Origin of the sequence: Serratia sp. HRI, from assembly GCF_010119335.3 — a bacterium.
In the GTDB taxonomy this organism is placed as follows: Bacteria; Pseudomonadota; Gammaproteobacteria; order Enterobacterales; family Enterobacteriaceae; genus Serratia; species Serratia nevei.
This window is the reverse complement of the sequence record NZ_CP083690.1, coordinates 2,424,571-2,442,057: the sequence shown is the minus strand read 5'-3', so window position 1 is coordinate 2,442,057 and position 17,487 is coordinate 2,424,571. Positions and strand designations below refer to the sequence as shown.

Genomic DNA, 17,487 nt, shown 5'->3' with positions numbered 1-17,487 from the left:
GACAGTGAATAAATTGCGCTTGTGGTTAATACAGTACCTGCTGATTATGGATGTGTAAACATCTGGACGTCTAAATGGGGAATATGACGATGGCAATTTTGAATCACACACTGGGTTTTCCTCGCGTTGGGCTTCGACGTGAGCTGAAGAAAGCGCAGGAAAGCTACTGGGCCGGCAACTCAACGCAGGAAGAGCTGTTGGCGGTTGGCCGCGAGCTGCGTGCTCGTCATTGGCAGCAGCAACGGCAGGCCGGGGTGGATTTGGTGCCGGTCGGCGATTTCGCCTGGTACGATCATGTGTTGACCACCAGCCTGCTGCTGGGCAACGTGCCGGCGCGCCATCAGAATGTGGATGGTTCGATCGATCTGGACACGCTGTTTCGCATCGGCCGTGGCCGCGCACCGACCGGCGAGCCGGCAGCCGCGGCGGAAATGACCAAATGGTTCAACACCAACTATCACTACATGGTGCCCGAATTCCAGCAAGGCCAGCAGTTCAAGCTGGGCTGGACTCAGCTGCTGGACGAAGTGGACGAAGCGCTGGCGCTCGGCCATCGCATCAAGCCGGTGCTGCTGGGCCCGGTGACCTATCTGTGGTTGGGTAAGGTGAAGGGCGAGCCGTTTGACCGTCTGTCGCTGCTGAAAGAGATTCTGCCGGTTTACCAACAGGTGCTGGCCGAGCTGGCGAAACGTGGCGTCGAGTGGGTGCAAATTGACGAGCCTGCGCTGGTGCTGGAGCTGCCGCAAGCCTGGCTGGATGCGTTCAAACCGGCTTACGACGCGCTGCAGGGGCAGGTGAAGCTGCTGCTGACCACGTATTTCGACAGCGTCGGCCACAACCTCGATACCGTCCGCACGCTGCCGGTGCAGGGGCTGCACGTCGATCTGGTCGCCGGCCATGACGATATTGCCGCGCTGAGCGCCGCATTGCCGAACGACTGGCTGCTGTCGCTGGGGGTCATCAACGGCCGCAACGTCTGGCGCGCCGATCTGAGCCGCTGGTTCGAACGTCTTCAGCCGCTGGTGGGCACCCGCCCACTGTGGATCGGCAGCTCCTGTTCACTGCTGCACAGCCCGATCGACCTGAGCGTGGAAAGCCGTCTGGACGAAGAAGTGAAAAGCTGGTTCGCCTTCGCGCTGCAAAAATGCGCCGAGCTGGCGCTGTTGAGCTCGGCGCTGAACGCGCCTGACGCGGCCAAGCAGGCTGAACTGGATGCCTACAGCGCACCGATCCGCGCCCGCCGTCAGTCGAGCCGCGTACATAACCCACAGGTTGAGCGCCGGCTGGCCGCGATCACCGCGCAGGACAGCGAACGCCACAGCGCTTACGCCGAACGCGCCAGGGCGCAGCGCGAACGTTTCAACCTGCCGGCCTGGCCGACCACCACCATCGGTTCGTTCCCGCAGACCACCGAGATCCGCGGCCTGCGTCTGGACTTCAAACAGGGCCGTTTGGACGGCAACAACTACCGCACCAGCATCGGTGAGCACATCAAACAGGCGATCGTCGAGCAGGAGCGCCTCGGGCTGGACGTGCTGGTGCACGGTGAAGCCGAGCGCAACGACATGGTGGAGTATTTCGGCGAGAACCTGGACGGCTTCGTGTTTACCCAAAACGGCTGGGTGCAGAGCTACGGCTCCCGCTGCGTGAAGCCGCCGGTCATCATCGGCGACGTCAGCCGCCCGGAAGCCATCACCGTCGAATGGGCCAAATTCGCCCAGTCGCTGACCGACAAGCCGGTGAAAGGCATGTTGACCGGGCCGGTGACCATCCTGTGCTGGTCGTTCCCGCGTGAAGACGTGACCCGCGAAGTGATTGCCAAGCAGATTGCGCTGGCGCTGCGCGACGAGGTGGAAGATCTGGAAAAAGCCGGTATCGGCATCATCCAGATCGACGAACCCGCCCTGCGCGAAGGGCTGCCGCTGCGCCAATCCGACTGGGCCGCGTACCTGAACTGGGCGGTGGACGCCTTCAAACTGAACGCCGCCGTGGCGCGGGACGACACCCAGATCCACACCCACATGTGTTATTGCGAATTCAACGACATCATGGACTCCATCGCCGCGCTGGACGCCGACGTGATCACCATCGAGACCTCGCGTTCCGATATGGATCTGCTGGAAGCCTTCAAAGCGTTCGAATACCCGAACGAAATCGGGCCGGGCGTCTACGATATTCACTCGCCGAACGTGCCGAGCGTGGAATGGATTGAAGCGCTGCTGCGTAAAGCGGCGCAGAACATCCCGGCGGAACGCCTGTGGGTTAACCCGGATTGCGGCCTGAAAACCCGCGGCTGGCCGGAAACCCGGCAGTCGCTGGCCAACATGGTATTGGCGGCACAGCGCCTGCGCGAGCAAGCGTGATGCCGTGCGGCGGATAAACCGCCGCTTATAGATTTACTGGTGTGATGATTGGGCGCTTCGGCGCCCTTTTTTATGCGAGGGAAATTATTTGACGCCGTGCTGGGCGAACCACGCCAGCATGCGCTGCCAGCCGTCTTGCGCCGCTTCGGCGTTGTAGCTGGGACGATAATCGGCGTTGAACGCATGCCCGACCTCGGGATACACCACGATTTCGGCCTCGGCGTTGGCGGCGCGGATCGCCTGGCGCATGGTTTCCACCGTCTCCAGCGGGATGCCGCTGTCCTGCCCGCCATACAGCCCCAGCACCGGCGCCGACAGGTGGGTGGCGACGTCGACCGGCTGCTTCGGTGAATTCAGCGTTTTCTCGCCGACCAGTTTGCCATACCAGGCGACCGCCGCCTTCAACTGCGGGTTATGCGCCGCGTACAGCCAGGTGATGCGGCCACCCCAGCAAAAACCGGTGATCGCCAGCTTGCCGGCGTCGCCGCCGTGGCGGATAGCCCAGTGCGCGGCGTGATCCAGATCCGACAGCACCTGACGATCCGGCACCTTGGTGACCAACTGCTGGAACAGCTCGCCGATATCGGTGTAGTCGTTGGCGTCGCCCTGGCGGAAATAGAGTTCGGGCGCGATCGCCAGATAGCCCTGCTTGGCCAGGCGGCGGCACAGATCCTGAATATGTTCATGGACGCCGAAGATTTCCTGCACCACTAGGACGATGGGGAAGGGGCCGCTCTGGTCGGCGGGTTTGGCGACGTAGGCCGGCAGCGCGTCACCCTGAGAAGGAATGGTCGTTTGCCCGGCGTGAATGCCCTGTTCGTCGGTGATAATCGCGGAGGCGGCCAACGGCGCGGCGGCCGGGGCGAATCCCCCCTGAGCCTGTTCTAATGTCATCACATGTTCGGTTTTCATTGCGGTCTCCGTGCAATAGAAAAAAGCGCTGAGATTAACTATAGGAAAGATTACCCATTATTGGCGCTGCGTGGCGCACTTTCGGACAAGTTGATAAAAAACGGCTAATTATCTGGCTTTGCGGCATTTTTAAGCGCTTTTTATCATGTTATTACGCGTTTTGCCCTGCGTAAGTGCCATAAGGTGCGTTAGAGGGCTTTTTTACTCCTAAGCAACCGATAAGATGAGGTTATTTTGAATTGAACAGCTAAATAGTTTCAGCCGGCAACCAACGGGCAGGGAACAGCAAGGTTTGTCGGCTAGACTGAGGTTTAGCGGTGCGTTCTGGGGGCGTCACAATATTTTTTGTGATAAAAATCACAAAAAATATGTAGCATGTAATTTGTTTCTCTTTTCATAGTGACTATCGTCACGAAATTAAGCGGCGATTTTCAGTAGAGTGCGTTTTTGTTCCTCCCAATAAACATGATCCATGAGGAGTCTCGTATGTCTCAGTCTGACGTTTTTCATCTCGGCCTCACCAAGAACGATTTACAAGGGGCCCAGCTTGCCATCGTGCCGGGCGATCCGCAGCGCGTAGAGAAGATTGCCAAGCTGATGGAAAATCCGGTGCATCTGGCCTCCCATCGTGAATTCACTACCTGGCGCGCAGAGCTGGACGGCAAGGCGGTGATCGTGTGCTCTACCGGTATCGGCGGCCCGTCTACTTCTATCGCGGTGGAAGAGCTGGCGCAGCTGGGCATTCGCACCTTCCTGCGCATCGGCACCACCGGCGCCATTCAGGCGAACATCAACGTCGGCGACGTGCTGGTCACCACGGCGGCGGTACGCCTTGACGGCGCCAGCCTGCACTTTGCGCCGATGGAGTTCCCGGCGGTCGCGGACTTCGCCTGCACCACCGCGCTGGTGGAAGCGGCCAAGGCCAGCGGTGCCACCACGCACATCGGCGTGACCGCCTCCTCCGATACTTTCTATCCGGGCCAGGAGCGTTACGACACTTACTCCGGCCGCGTGGTCAGCCGTTTCAAAGGCTCGATGGAAGAGTGGCAGGCGATGGGCGTGATGAACTATGAAATGGAATCCGCCACGCTGCTGACCATGTGCGCCAGCCAGGGCCTGCGCGCCGGCATGGTGGCCGGGGTGATCGTCAACCGCACCCAGCAAGAGATCCCGAACGCAGAGACTATGAAAAACACCGAAAGCAAAGCGGTGCAGATCGTGGTGGACGCCGCTCGCCGCCTGCTGTAATCGCCTTTCCCCCAGCGGGCCGCCGACGCGGCCCGTTTTTCCATTCGCGGCGAATCTGTTACGGTGATACTCCTCAGCGCTGCGCCGATGGCCGCCGCGCGTTGTCATAACAAAAACAACGAGGACGTTTATGACCGCCCAGATCCTGCTTCATCCTTCGCTCGCGCCGCTCGACGGCGGCATCAATTTCCGCGACTTCGGCGGCAACGGCGTGGCCGACGGGCGCCGCATCAAGCGCGGCCTGCTGTTCCGCTCCGGTTCCCTCGAGCGGCTGACGGAAAACGACTGCACCTTTCTCGCCGGCGTGCCGGTGCGCTCGGTGCTGGACTACCGCGATGCCGACGAGGTGCAGGCCAAGCCGGATATTCTGTGGAGTGGCGCCGACTATCACCACGTGCCGGCTAACCCGCTGAGCAGCGAAGTCAACGCCAACCTGGAGAAGCTCACCAACGAGACGCTGGCCGCCTTCGACGCCCGGGCGTTCATGCTGGAGCTGTATCGCCGCCTGCCGTTCGGTAATGCGGCCTATCAGCGGCTGGCGCAGCTGTTGAGCAATCCTGGCGGCGGCGCCATCGTGCAGCACTGCGCGGTCGGCAAGGATCGCACCGGGGTCGGTTCGGCACTGGTGCTGTTCGCGCTGGGGGCCGACGAAGCTACGGTGCTGGAAGACTATCTGCTGACCGAAACCACGCTGGCCACTTTCCGCGAGCAGATGTTGGATCAGCTGTCTATCAAGCTGAATGCGGCGGCGCTGGAGCAATTCGCTTACGTGCTCAGCGCGCGCGAGGAGTTCCTGATAACGGCGTTGGGCTGCATCCGTCAGCAATACGGTTCCACCGACCGCTGGTTGGAAGCGGAATATGGCCTGGGCGCAGCCCAGCGCGAAGCGCTGCAGGCGTTCTACCTCGAGTAAATCGCCGCGCGTTTAGCCGGGGTTTAACTCGCCCCGGCCTATCCTAGGCGGCGAATTATCGCGTATCAGGAGCCCCGCATTGAGCCTCAATGACGTTATCAACTGGGTCAGCGACGTCGTGCGTCAGCACGAAGGCTGGGCCATTCCCATCATCTTTTTCCTGGCGTTCGGCGAGTCGCTGGCGTTTTTGTCGCTGCTGCTGCCGGCCACGGTGATCCTGCTGGCGCTGGGCGCGCTGATCGGCGAAAGCGGCATCGCCTTTTGGCCGATTTGGGCCGCTGCCGCCGTCGGGGCGTTTTTCGGCGACTGGCTCTCTTACTGGATCGGCTATCACTATCAGGACCGGGTGGCGCATATGTGGCCGCTGTCGCGCAATCCGCAGCTGCTGGCGCGCGGCCACGCGTTCTTTGAACGCTGGGGCGTGCTGGGCATCTTCATCGGCCGCTTTTTCGGCCCGCTGCGCGCCGTGGTACCGCTGGTGGGCGGCATTTGCGGCATGCCGCAGCGTTATTTCCAGTTAGCCAACGTCACATCGGCGATGATCTGGGCGTTCGGCATTCTGGCGCCGGGGGCATTCGGCATCAAGTGGCTCAGCCAGTGGCTGGGCTGATTTCTCGCTAAATTGCGCAGCGCCGCGCAATATTGTGCGCGGCGGGCAAAATCAGGCTGGACATCCATACAGGCTCCCCTTAACGTGACGGGCAATGGGCGTGCGAAACGCCGGAACGGCAAGGTGCAACAGGAGGCAGGGTGGATACCAGTCTGATTTATGGGATTGGCGGCGTAACGATCGGCATGCTGTTGGGGTGGTTGATCGCCAGTCTGCGGGTGCAACAGACGAATGCGCAGCATGAAACCGAGCTGCGGTTGCTGGAGCAAGCGTTGCAGCAGGCGCAGCAGGAAACGGTGGCGCGGCAGGAGGCTCTGCAGCGCCACGAGCAGCAGCTGCGGCAGAGCGAGCTGGAGCTGCGTAACCTGCACAGCCAGCTGGCGGCCGGGCATGAAAAGCTTCAACAGCTCAACCATTGGCGCAACGAATGCGAACTGCTTAACCAGGAGCTGCGTGCCCAGCGCGAGGTTAACAGCGCGCAGGAGGCCGAGCTGCGCGAAGTCACCATCCGTTTGGAAGAGACGCGCATGGCGGCGGAGGAGAAGCAGCGCCTGCTTATCAACAGCGAACAACGCCTCACCACCCAGTTTGAAAACCTCGCCAACCGCATTTTTGAACACAGCGGCCGTAAGGTGGACGAGCAAAATAAGCAAAGCTTGGATCGGTTGCTGCTGCCGCTGCGTGAACAGCTGGACGGTTTCCGCCGTCAGGTGCAGGACAGCTTTGGTCAGGAGGCGCGGGAACGTCACACGCTGACGCACGAGATACGTAATCTGCAGCAGTTGAACGCACAGATGGCGCGCGAGGCCATTAACCTCACCAAGGCGCTTAAAGGCGACAACAAAACGCAGGGCAACTGGGGCGAAGTGGTGCTGAGCCGGGTGCTGGAGGCCTCCGGCCTGCGCGAAGGGCACGAGTATGAAACGCAGGTCAACGTGCGGGTGGATCACCAGAGCCGCATGCAGCCCGATGTGATCGTGCGCCTGCCGCAGGGCAAGGATGTGGTGATCGACGCCAAGATGTCGCTGATCGCCTACGAGCGCTATTTCAACGGCGAGGATGAGGCGGAGCGCGAGGCGGCGCTGAGCGAACATATCGCCTCGCTGCGCGGCCACATCCGCATGCTGGGCCGCAAGGACTATCAGCAGCTGCCGGGGTTGCGCTCGCTGGACTATGTGCTGATGTTCATTCCGGTCGAGCCTGCCTTCCTGCTGGCTATCGATCGCGAGCCGGAGCTGATCAGCGAAGCGCTTAAGCACAACATCATGCTGGTCAGCCCGACCACGTTGCTGGTGGCACTGCGTACCATCACCAACCTGTGGCGTTATGAGCATCAGAGCCAAAATGCCCAGCGCATCGCCGATCGCGCGGCGAAACTGTATGACAAGATGCGGCTGTTCGTGGACGATATGTCCGCGCTGGGGCAGAGCCTGGACAAGGCGCAGGGCAGTTATCGTCAGGCGATGAACAAACTGAGCGAAGGCCGTGGTAACCTTATTGGCCAAATTGAAGGTTTTCGCGCGTTGGGGGTTGAGGTCAAACGGCCGATCAACCCGCTGCTGGCGCAGCAAGCCGGCGCGCAACACGATGAAGCGGAAGAGGCGAACGACGATGATGTCGCCGCGCTGCCGCAGACGAAAGACGGTGACGATACCGCCGGGGAACCAGGCTTCGTTTCGCACGGCTGAGGCCGTGGCGAGGTGGGGTATTCCCCAGGCTTCTGGTACACTCATCCACACAAAATTGACTGAATAGCAGGCAGGACAATGGCAGATCAACCGCAGGAAACCACCGATTTCGGTTTTCGCACCGTCGCTAGAGACGAAAAACAGGCCATGGTGGCGGACGTTTTTCATTCGGTAGCGGCAAAGTATGACGTGATGAACGACCTGATGTCGTTCGGCATCCACCGTATCTGGAAGCGTTTCACCATTGACTGCAGCGGCGTGCGCCGCGGGCAGCGCGTGCTGGATCTGGCCGGCGGTACCGGCGACCTGGCGGCCAAGTTCTCCCGCATGGTCGGCGAGCAGGGGCAGGTGGTGCTGGCGGACATCAACGATTCGATGCTGAAGATGGGACGCGAGAAGCTGCGCGATCGTGGCATCGTCGGCAACATCAATTACGTGCAGGCCAACGCCGAAGCGCTGCCGTTCCCGGATAATTACTTCGATTGCATCACCATCTCCTTTGGCCTGCGCAACGTCACCGACAAAGACAAAGCGCTGCGCTCGATGTTCCGCGTGTTGAAGCCGGGCGGCCGCCTGCTGGTGCTGGAATTCTCCAAGCCGCTGCTGGCGCCGCTGAGCAAAGCTTACGATGCCTACTCGTTCCACGTATTGCCGAAGATCGGCGAGCTGGTGGTGAAGGATCCGGACAGCTACCGCTACCTGGCGGAATCGATCCGCATGCACCCCGATCAGGAAACCCTGAAGGGTATGATGGGCAACGCCGGTTTTGAAAACGTCACCTATTTCAACCTGACCGGTGGGATTGTCGCCCTGCATCGCGGCTTCAAGTTCTGAGAGGGAGATGCCGATGCTGTTTACCCCTCTGCTGACCGGTGCGCTGGAAACCTCGCTGAATAATCTGCTGTTTCGCGATCGCAGCATGAAAGCCGCTCGCCAACGCCTGGCGGGCAAGGTGTTGCGTATCGAACTGGAAGAGCTGGCTTCACCGCTGGTACTGGTGTTCAGCGAACTGCGCGTGGACGTGCTGGGGCAGTCTGAGGACAGCGCCGATTGCACCGTGCGCAGCCGCATTCCCGCCTTACTGAAGCTGCGCGATCGCCAGCAGTTGCCGGTGCTGATGCGCAGCGGCGAATTGACGGTGGAAGGCGATATTCAGGTGGTACAACAGCTGGTTGGGCTGCTCGATCTGGCGGAGTGGGATCCGGCGGAGTGGCTGGCGCCCTATATCGGCGATATCGCCGCCCAGGGCATTACGCAGGCGCTGGGAAAAGGCGCCTCGCTGCTGAAAGCCGGCTTTATGCGCCGGCAGCAGGACATGGCGGAGGCGTTGACGGAAGAGTGGCGTCTGGCGCCGGGGCCGCTGGAAGTGGTGTGGTTCAACGAGGAAGTTGATGCACTCGCCCGCAGCGCGGAAGCGCTGTCTGCCCGCATGGACAAGTTGGAGGGCAAGCGATGACCCCAGGCGAACTGCGCCGTTTGTATTTTATCGTCCGCGTTTTTCTCAGCTATGGGCTGGACGAACTGATCCCTAAAATGCGTTTGACGCTGCCGCTGCGCTTCGGCCGCCGGCTGCTGTTCTGGATGCCGAATCGGCACAAGGACAAGCCGCTGGGTGAACGCCTGCGGCTGGCGCTGCAGGAACTGGGGCCGGTCTGGATCAAGTTCGGCCAGATGATGTCGACCCGCCGCGATCTGTTTCCGCCGCAGATTGCCGATCAGCTGACTTTGTTGCAGGACCGGGTCGCGCCTTTCGACGGCGCGCTGGCGCGTAAACATATCGAACTGGCGATGGGCGGCCCGCTGGAAACCTGGTTCGACGATTTCGATCAGCAGCCGCTGGCCTCTGCTTCGATCGCGCAGGTGCATACCGCGCGGCTGAAAACCACCGGCCAGGAAGTAGTGCTGAAGGTGATCCGGCCGGATATCGGGCCGATCATCAAGGCCGACGTGCGCTTGATGTACCGTTTGGCCGGCTGGGTGCCGAAGCTGTTGCCGGACGGCCGCCGTCTGCGCCCGCGCGAAGTGGTGCGTGAGTACGAGAAAACCCTGCTGGACGAATTGAACCTGCTGCGCGAAGCGGCCAACGCCATTCAGCTGCGCCGCAATTTCGACGGCAGCCCGATGCTGTACGTACCGGAAGTCTATTCCGACTACTGCCGTGAAAGCGTATTGGTGATGGAGCGCATCTACGGCATTCCGGTCTCGGATATCGCCACGCTGGAGCAGCAGGGCACCAACATGAAACTGTTGGCGGAACGCGGCGTTCAGGTGTTCTTTACCCAGGTATTCCGCGACAGCTTCTTCCATGCGGACATGCATCCCGGTAATATTTTCGTCAGCTACGAACATCCGGAAGATCCTTGCTATATCGGCATCGACTGCGGCATCGTCGGCTCGCTGAACAAGGATGATAAACGCTACCTGGCGGAAAATTTCATCGCCTTCTTCAACCGTGATTACCGCAAGGTGGCGGAACTGCACGTCGACTCCGGTTGGGTGCCGCGCGACACCAACGTGGAAGACTTTGAATTCGCCATCCGCACCGTTTGCGAGCCGATTTTCGAGAAACCGCTGGCGGAGATTTCCTTCGGTAACGTGCTGCTGAACCTGTTCAACACCGCACGCCGCTTCAATATGGAAGTGCAGCCGCAGCTGGTGTTATTGCAGAAGACCTTGCTGTATGTTGAAGGACTGGGGCGCCAGCTCTACCCGCAGCTGGATCTGTGGACCACGGCCAAGCCGTTCCTCGAGAGCTGGCTGCGCGATCAGGTCGGCATCCCTGCCGTGGTGCGCGCGCTCAAAGAAAAAGCGCCGTTCTGGGCGGAGAAGCTGCCGGAACTGCCCGAGCTGTTTTACGACAGCCTGCAGCAGCATAAACTGTTGCAACAAAGCGTTGATAAGCTGACTAACCAAATGCAGGCTCAGCGGGTTCGTCAGGGGCAGTCACGTTATTTGTTCGGCGTTGGCGCTACACTCTTGGTAAGCGGCACGCTGTTGCTGCTGGGGCAAATCGAGGTGTTTCCCGCCTGGATGATGGCCGCCGGCATCGTATGCTGGGTGATTGGCTGGAAGCGAACCACCTGATTTAATTCGTCACTCTGGTAAAGTCGGCTCTATAATGCGGGCTGGCTTTGAAAGACCCTTTAAAATTAGAGGTAATTAAAATGGGCGGTATTAGTATTACGCAATTGTTGATCATCGCAGTGATCGTGGTGCTGCTGTTCGGTACCAAAAAACTGCGCACGCTGGGCTCCGATCTCGGCGCCTCGATCAAGGGCTTCAAGAAGGCGATCGGCGACGACACGCCGTCGACCCCCAACACGGCTGAGAAAAGCAGCCTGGATGACGCTGACTTCTCGGCCAAGCCTATTACCGATAAGCAGCCGGAAGTGAAACCGGAAGAGTCGAAGAACAAAGAGCAGGTATAAACCGTGTTTGACATTGGGTTTAGTGAGCTGCTGCTGGTGCTGGTGATCGGCCTGGTTGTTCTGGGGCCGGAACGGTTGCCGGTCGCGGTCAGAACGGTGTCGGGCTGGATCCGCGCGCTGCGCTCGCTGGCGGCCTCGGTGCAGCACGAACTGTCTCAGGAGCTGAAGCTGCAGGAGCTGCAGGACAGCCTGAAAAAAGCCGAACAGGCCGGTTTGCAGAACCTGACGCCGGAGCTGAAGGCGTCAATGGATGAGCTGAAAGACGCGGCGGAATCATTGAAACGCACTTACCGGGGCGAGAAAGAAGAGCTGGCGAACACCATTCATAACCCGCAGGTCACCGATCCGGAAGCCTTGCACGACGGCGTGACGCCGGCGGAAGCGGCAACCAGCGCCAGCGCGCCCGCCGCCGTGCCAAAACCGGCAGCGGAGCCTGAGGCCGTCGCGGCTGCTTCCCCGGCTGCGCCTGTGGCGGTGCAACCGGCTAAAGCACCGGTGGAAACCGCGCCGGCACCTGTCGAACCTGTTGCGGATAAAACCCCAGCGTCTCACCAACCTAGTGGCGATCGTTAATACATGGCTGTTGAAGATACCCAACCCCTTATCAGTCATCTGATAGAGCTGCGCAAGCGGCTGTTGAACTCGATTATTTGCGTGCTGGCGGTGTTCGTGGTGCTGGTGTTTTTCGCCAACGACATCTACCAGCTGGTCTCTGCGCCGCTGCTCAAGCAGCTGCCGGCCGGAGCGAGCATGATCGCTACCGACGTGGCGTCACCGTTCTTTACGCCGATCAAGCTGACCATGATCGTCTCGGTGTTCGTCTCCGCGCCGATGATTCTGTATCAGGTGTGGGCATTCATCGCACCGGCGCTGTACAAGCATGAACGCCGCCTGATGATGCCGCTGCTGGTGTCCAGCAGCCTGCTGTTCTACCTCGGCATGGCTTTCGCCTACTTCATCGTGTTCCCGCTGGCCTTCGGCTTCTTTGCCAAGACCGCGCCGATGGGGGTGACCATTGCGACCGACATTAAAAACTACCTCGATTTCGTCATGGCGCTGTTTATGGCGTTTGGCGTTGCCTTCGAAGTGCCGGTCGCCATCATTTTGCTGTGCTGGAGCGGCGTCACCTCGCCGGAAGATCTGAAGAAGAAACGGCCGTATGTGTTGGTCGGCGCGTTTGTGGTCGGCATGCTGTTGACGCCGCCGGACGTGTTCTCGCAAACCCTGTTGGCAATACCGATGTATCTGCTGTTTGAAGTGGGGGTGTTCTTCGCTCGCTTCTATACCGGTAAACGTCGCCCGCAGGCGGAAGAAGAAGACGAGGGTGACGAACCTCCAACACCCTGATCCACATTGATTGCGAAGCCGCCCATCGGGCGGCTTTTGCTTTGGAAAAAACCATGTTTGATATCGGCGTTAATCTTACCAGCAGCCAATTCGCCAAAGACCGCCAGGCGGTGGTGGAACGCGCCCGCGTTGCGGGCGTGACGGGGATGTTGATTACCGGCACCGATCTGGCGGAGAGCCGCGAGGCCGCCGAACTGGCGCAGCAACATGCGGGCTACGGTTGGTCTACCGCCGGCGTGCATCCGCACTATGCCAGCGGTTGGGATGAACACACCGCCGAGCAGATTTATGCGTTGGCCGCGTGCCCTGAAGTGGCGGCGATCGGCGAATGCGGCCTGGATTTCAATCGCAACTTCTCGACGCCCGCACAGCAGGAAGCGGCGTTCACCGCGCAGCTGGCGCTGGCGGCGGAGTTGGCGCTGCCGGTGTTTCTCCACTGCCGCGACGCACACGCACGTTTTGCCGAGCTACTGACGCCGTGGTTGGATAAACTGCCCGCGGCCGTGGTGCACTGCTTCACCGGCACCGCCGAAGAATTAACAAGCTGCCTGTCGCTGGGCCTGTCGATCGGGATTACCGGTTGGGTCTGCGACGAGCGGCGCGGCCTGGAATTGCGCGCCCTGTTGCCGCAGATCCCGGCCGAGCGTCTGTTGCTGGAAACGGACGCCCCTTATCTGTTGCCCCGGGATTTACAACCTAAACCCGCATCTCGCCGCAACGAACCCTGTTTCCTGCCCCATATCGTGCATCAGGTCGCCGTCTGGCGACAGGAAGAGCCGCAATGGCTGGGGCAAAAAACCGATGAGAACGCCCGCCGGCTATTCCGGCTGGTTTGAGCTAGGAGAAAACTATGAGCTATGCATTTCCGGGTACCTTTCCTGGTCGCCGTATGCGCCGCGTGCGCCGTCATGACTTCAGCCGCCGCCTGGTCGCCGAGAACCAACTGACGGTCAACGACCTGATTTATCCGGTGTTTGTCATGGAAGGCAGCAACCGTCAGGAAGAAGTGGCCTCGATGCCGGGCGTATCGCGCATGACGATCGATCTGCTGGTCAAGGAAGCGGAAACCATCGCCAAACTCGGCGTGCCGGTGATCTCCCTGTTCCCGGTGATCGAGCCGGGCCTGAAATCGCTGCATGCGGAAGAAGCCTATAACCCGGAAGGGTTGGTGCAGCGCACGGTGCGCGCGCTGAAAGACGCGGTGCCTGAGTTGGGCATTCTGACCGACGTAGCGCTCGATCCCTACACCACGCATGGGCAGGACGGGGTCATCGATGAGCAGGGCTATGTGATTAACGACGTGACCAAAGACATCCTGGTGCGTCAGGCGCTGTCCCATGCCGAAGCGGGTGCGGAAATCGTGGCGCCGAGTGACATGATGGACGGCCGCATCGGGGCGATCCGCGATCGTCTGGAATTGCAGGGCCTGGTGAATACCCAGATTATGGCCTATTCCGCCAAGTATGCTTCCTGTTACTACGGCCCGTTCCGCGATGCGCTGGGCTCCAGCGGCAACCTGAAGGGCGGCAATAAGAAGACCTATCAGATGGATCCGGCCAACAGCGACGAAGCGCTGCAGGAGATTGCACAGGATCTGCAGGAAGGCGCGGACATGGTGATGGTGAAACCGGGCATGCCGTACCTCGACGTCGTACGCCGCGTGAAGGATACCTTCGGCGTGCCAACCTTCGCTTATCAGGTGTCCGGCGAGTACGCGATGCATATGGCGGCGATTCAGAACGGTTGGCTGCAAGAGCAACCTGCGGTGATGGAGTCGTTGATGTGCTTCAAACGCGCCGGCGCCGACGGTGTGTTGACCTACTTCGCCAAGCGTGTCGCCCAGTGGCTGCACGACGACGCGATGCGTCGTTAAGCGCCAAATGAGCCAACAAAAAGGCGCCTGAGGGCGCCTTTTGCATTACATCTTCTGGAACTGTCGGTTGTCGATGCTTTGACTGACCTGTTTGTTGATCAGGTTCAGCAACAACATGGAACGCGCCTCGCCGTCCGGCTCGGTGTAGATCGCCTGCAGCCCTTCGAATACGCCGTCGACGATCAGAACGGTGTCCCCCGGCTGCGGGGTTTCCGGATCGACATAGGTTTCGCTGGCGTGCGTGCGCAGCTCATCGATCACCTTGCTCGGGATCACGCTCGGCAACGCGCCGAAACGCACGAAGTGGCTGACGCCGCGGGTGGCGCTGATGGTGGTGGTGTGAATGCGCTCCGGGTCGAACTCCACAAACAGGTAGTTGGGAAACAGGGGTTCGCTGACCGCGATGCGCTTGCCGCGCACGATCTTTTCCAGCGTGATGATCGGGCTGAGGCAGTTTACCTGCTGCCGTTCCAGATGTTCCTGCGCTCGCAACAGCTGACCGCGTTTGCAATAAAGTAGATACCAGGATTCCATAATTTCACATGCCTTTCTGCCAGCCGGTAAGCATATCAAAAGCTATTCCGGATACATAGTGATGCAAGTTTCAGCGTGTAACATCACCTATCTCTATGAATATGCGGCTATTAGCGAGGGGTCACACACTTATCGATACGGCGCTGGTATAACAGAGGGCTGAAAATTTGTTACCGTCACAGTATGGCAAGGCGTTGCGCTACCGGCTGTGACGCTATTCATCGTTTTTGACCGAGGGGGAAAGAAATGGAGCTGTTTCTGTTGAGCAACGGCAAGCTGTCTGGCGAAGCCGAGCTGCTGGGGTACGCCAAAAGCCAACTGCTGGCGATGATTGCGCGTCGCGGCATCAAATCCGCCGTCTTTATCCCTTACGCCCTGATCCGTTATGACTACGACCAGCGTGCGCAGGAGCTGGCGCAAACGCTGGGCATCGAAGTCACCAGTATCCATCACGCCGCTTCGCCGGCGGCGGCGATCGCGCAGGCGGAGTGCATTTTGGTCAGCGGCGGCAATACCTGGTTGCTGAACCAAATGCTGCACGAGCAAGGCCTGATCGTGCCCATCCAGCGCGCAGTGCGCGAGCGTGAGGTGCCTTACGTCGGCTGGAGCGCCGGTTGCAACGTGGCCACGCCGAGCATTCGCACCACCAATGATATGCCGGTGCGCTGCAGCGTGGTGCTGCCGGCGCTGGGGCTATTCCCGGTGCAGATCAACCCGCATTACATCGACGCGCCTATCAGCGGCCACATGGGCGAAACCCGTGACGAGCGCCTGGCGGAGTTCTGCGCGATCAACCCGAGTGAATCGGTGGTGGCGCTGCGTGAAGGCAGCCTGCTGCACGTTGAAGGCAATGCGCTGCGTTACTTCAGCGCTAACGGGCAGGGCTTCAAGGTGTTCCGCCACGGCGAGGAGACGCGCGAATATCAGGATACGCGTGCGTTGGCCACGCTGGTGCCGTTCAACTGCGGCTGAGAGCCACCCCGCAGCGGGCGGCATTAACAAAATTGCAGCAACAACCGTGAAGAGGGCTTATAATGCCCTCCCCACTGGCCGTTATAATGATCAGCATGAAATACCGTGACTTACGCGATTTCCTCTCGTTGCTGGAGAAGAGAGGGGAACTAAAACGCATCAGCCAGCCGATCGATCCTTACCTGGAAATGACGGAGATTGCCGATCGCACCCTGCGGGCGGGCGGCCCGGCATTGCTGTTTGAAAACCCGAAAGGCTACGACATGCCGGTGCTGTGCAACCTGTTCGGCACCGCCAATCGCGTGGCGATGGGCATGGGGCAGGAAGACATCAGCGCGCTGCGCGAAGTCGGCAAACTGCTGGCGTTCCTCAAAGAGCCGGAGCCGCCGAAAGGCTTCCGCGATCTGTTCGACAAAATGCCGAAGTTCAAGCAGGTGCTGAACATGCCGACCAAGGTGCTGGGATCCGCGCCTTGTCAGGAGCAGGTATGGCAGGGTGAGGATGTTGATCTGGGCCGTATTCCGGTGATGCACTGCTGGCCGGAAGACGCCGCGCCGCTGATCACCTGGGGGCTGACGGTGACCCGCGGCCCGCATAAGGAACGGCAAAACCTCGGCATCTATCGCCAGCAGGTGCTGGGCAAGAACAAAGTGATCATGCGCTGGCTGTCGCATCGCGGCGGCGCGCTGGATTATCAGGAGTGGTGCCAGGCGCACCCCGGCGAGCGTTTCCCGGTCGCGGTAGCGCTGGGGGCCGATCCTGCCACCATCCTCGGTGCGGTCACGCCGGTGCCGGATACCCTGTCTGAATATGCCTTTGCCGGGCTGCTGCGCGGCAATAAAACCGAAGTGGTCAAGTGCCTTTCCAACGATCTGGAAGTGCCCGCCAGCGCCGAAATCGTGCTGGAAGGCTATATCGAGCCGGGTGAAATGGCGCCGGAAGGCCCCTACGGCGACCACACCGGTTACTACAATGAAATCGACCAATTCCCGGTGTTCACCGTCACCCACATCACCCAGCGCCGCAACGCGATCTACCACTCGACCTACACCGGCCGCCCGCCGGATGAGCCGGCGATCCTGGGCGTGGCGCTGAACGAAGTGTTCGTGCCGATCCTGCAAAAACAGTTCCCGGAAATCGTCGATTTCTATCTGCCGCCGGAAGGGTGCTCGTACCGCCTGGCGGTAGTGACCATGAAAAAACAGTACGCCGGCCACGCTAAACGCGTGATGATGGGCGTCTGGTCGTTTCTGCGGCAGTTTATGTACACCAAATTTGTTATCGTCTGCGATGACGACGTCAATGCGCGCGACTGGAACGACGTGATTTGGGCGATCACCACACGAATGGATCCGGCAAGGGATACCGTTCTGGTGGAGAATACGCCGATCGACTATCTGGACTTCGCCTCGCCGGTTTCCGGTCTGGGTTCGAAGATGGGGCTGGACGCCACCAATAAATGGCCGGGTGAAACCGATCGCGAATGGGGCCGTCCGATTCAGATGGATGAAAAGGTACGTGCGCGCGTCGACGAAATCTGGGATGAGCTCGCAATCTTCAGTGGCAGGGAACCGACGCTGTAGCGTCAGGCCCTGTTCT

17 protein-coding genes are annotated in these 17,487 nt (G+C 60.3%); 15 read left to right on the top strand and 2 right to left on the bottom strand.

What is annotated here, in order from left to right; genetic code table 11:
- The first annotated feature begins 74 nt into the window (after window positions 1-74).
- A complete protein-coding gene (gene metE / locus GF111_RS11770) occupies window positions 75-2,363 on the top strand; it encodes a 5-methyltetrahydropteroyltriglutamate--homocysteine S-methyltransferase (protein WP_162419885.1) in 2,289 nt (762 codons plus the stop codon).
- An 84-nt stretch (window positions 2,364-2,447) separates the two neighbouring features.
- Here the strand turns inward: metE and GF111_RS11765 are convergent, their stop codons facing one another.
- Window positions 2,448-3,275 carry a dienelactone hydrolase family protein gene (locus tag GF111_RS11765; protein ID WP_038874174.1) on the bottom strand — a complete coding sequence of 276 codons (828 nt, stop codon included), beginning with the start codon at window positions 3,273-3,275 and terminating at the stop codon, window positions 2,448-2,450.
- Window positions 3,276-3,761: 486 nt separating this feature from the next.
- Between GF111_RS11765 and udp the strand changes: the two genes are divergently transcribed.
- From udp to hemB, 12 genes are all read left to right on the top strand, one after another.
- Window positions 3,762-4,523: a uridine phosphorylase gene (udp, locus tag GF111_RS11760; RefSeq protein ID WP_004934432.1), complete on the top strand. Its 762-nt coding sequence runs from the start codon at window positions 3,762-3,764 to the stop codon at window positions 4,521-4,523.
- 130 nt (window positions 4,524-4,653) lie between these two features.
- Window positions 4,654-5,436: a tyrosine-protein phosphatase gene (locus tag GF111_RS11755; protein ID WP_047729376.1), complete on the top strand. Its 783-nt coding sequence runs from the start codon at window positions 4,654-4,656 to the stop codon at window positions 5,434-5,436.
- Between the two features lie 79 nt (window positions 5,437-5,515).
- On the top strand, window positions 5,516-6,046 hold the full coding sequence (locus GF111_RS11750) for a DedA family protein (RefSeq protein ID WP_019455291.1): 531 nt from the start codon (window positions 5,516-5,518) through the stop codon (window positions 6,044-6,046).
- Window positions 6,047-6,186: 140 nt separating this feature from the next.
- The gene (gene rmuC / locus GF111_RS11745) at window positions 6,187-7,734 is read left to right on the top strand and encodes a DNA recombination protein RmuC (RefSeq protein ID WP_048232418.1); all 1,548 of its coding nucleotides are present in this window, start codon (window positions 6,187-6,189) and stop codon (window positions 7,732-7,734) included.
- A 78-nt stretch (window positions 7,735-7,812) separates the two neighbouring features.
- Window positions 7,813-8,568 (top strand): bifunctional demethylmenaquinone methyltransferase/2-methoxy-6-polyprenyl-1,4-benzoquinol methylase UbiE, encoded by a 756-nt coding sequence (gene ubiE, locus GF111_RS11740; protein ID WP_025304918.1) that lies wholly within the window; start codon window positions 7,813-7,815, stop codon window positions 8,566-8,568.
- 13 nt (window positions 8,569-8,581) lie between these two features.
- Window positions 8,582-9,190, top strand: coding sequence for an SCP2 domain-containing protein (locus tag GF111_RS11735; protein ID WP_038874179.1), 609 nt, complete (start codon window positions 8,582-8,584; stop codon window positions 9,188-9,190).
- Complete coding sequence (ubiB, locus tag GF111_RS11730) at window positions 9,187-10,818, top strand: ubiquinone biosynthesis regulatory protein kinase UbiB (RefSeq protein ID WP_038874180.1); 1,632 nt, start codon at window positions 9,187-9,189, stop codon at window positions 10,816-10,818. The genes GF111_RS11735 and ubiB overlap by 4 nt, the downstream gene beginning before the upstream one ends.
- A gap of 80 nt (window positions 10,819-10,898) precedes the next feature.
- The gene (tatA, locus tag GF111_RS11725; RefSeq protein ID WP_004934452.1) at window positions 10,899-11,162 is read left to right on the top strand and encodes a Sec-independent protein translocase subunit TatA; all 264 of its coding nucleotides are present in this window, start codon (window positions 10,899-10,901) and stop codon (window positions 11,160-11,162) included.
- Between the two features lie 3 nt (window positions 11,163-11,165).
- The gene (tatB, locus tag GF111_RS11720; protein ID WP_038874181.1) at window positions 11,166-11,735 is read left to right on the top strand and encodes a Sec-independent protein translocase protein TatB; all 570 of its coding nucleotides are present in this window, start codon (window positions 11,166-11,168) and stop codon (window positions 11,733-11,735) included.
- A 3-nt stretch (window positions 11,736-11,738) separates the two neighbouring features.
- Window positions 11,739-12,509, top strand: a complete 771-nt coding sequence (tatC, locus tag GF111_RS11715) for a Sec-independent protein translocase subunit TatC (protein WP_047729370.1) — start codon at window positions 11,739-11,741, stop codon at window positions 12,507-12,509.
- Between the two features lie 53 nt (window positions 12,510-12,562).
- Window positions 12,563-13,345 carry a 3'-5' ssDNA/RNA exonuclease TatD gene (tatD, locus tag GF111_RS11710; RefSeq protein WP_038874208.1) on the top strand — a complete coding sequence of 261 codons (783 nt, stop codon included), beginning with the start codon at window positions 12,563-12,565 and terminating at the stop codon, window positions 13,343-13,345.
- A gap of 14 nt (window positions 13,346-13,359) precedes the next feature.
- Window positions 13,360-14,382: a porphobilinogen synthase gene (gene hemB / locus GF111_RS11705; protein WP_033636707.1), complete on the top strand. Its 1,023-nt coding sequence runs from the start codon at window positions 13,360-13,362 to the stop codon at window positions 14,380-14,382.
- A gap of 45 nt (window positions 14,383-14,427) precedes the next feature.
- Here hemB and rfaH read toward each other — a convergent pair whose 3' ends face one another.
- Window positions 14,428-14,916 carry a transcription/translation regulatory transformer protein RfaH gene (rfaH, locus tag GF111_RS11700; protein WP_004934466.1) on the bottom strand — a complete coding sequence of 163 codons (489 nt, stop codon included), beginning with the start codon at window positions 14,914-14,916 and terminating at the stop codon, window positions 14,428-14,430.
- Window positions 14,917-15,162: 246 nt separating this feature from the next.
- On the opposite strand from rfaH, the gene pepE reads away from it, so the two are divergent.
- The gene (pepE, locus tag GF111_RS11695; protein WP_147191149.1) at window positions 15,163-15,888 is read left to right on the top strand and encodes a dipeptidase PepE; all 726 of its coding nucleotides are present in this window, start codon (window positions 15,163-15,165) and stop codon (window positions 15,886-15,888) included.
- A gap of 86 nt (window positions 15,889-15,974) precedes the next feature.
- Window positions 15,975-17,471, top strand: coding sequence for a 4-hydroxy-3-polyprenylbenzoate decarboxylase (ubiD, locus tag GF111_RS11690; protein ID WP_048232423.1), 1,497 nt, complete (start codon window positions 15,975-15,977; stop codon window positions 17,469-17,471).
- The last annotated feature ends 16 nt before the right edge of the window (window positions 17,472-17,487 follow it).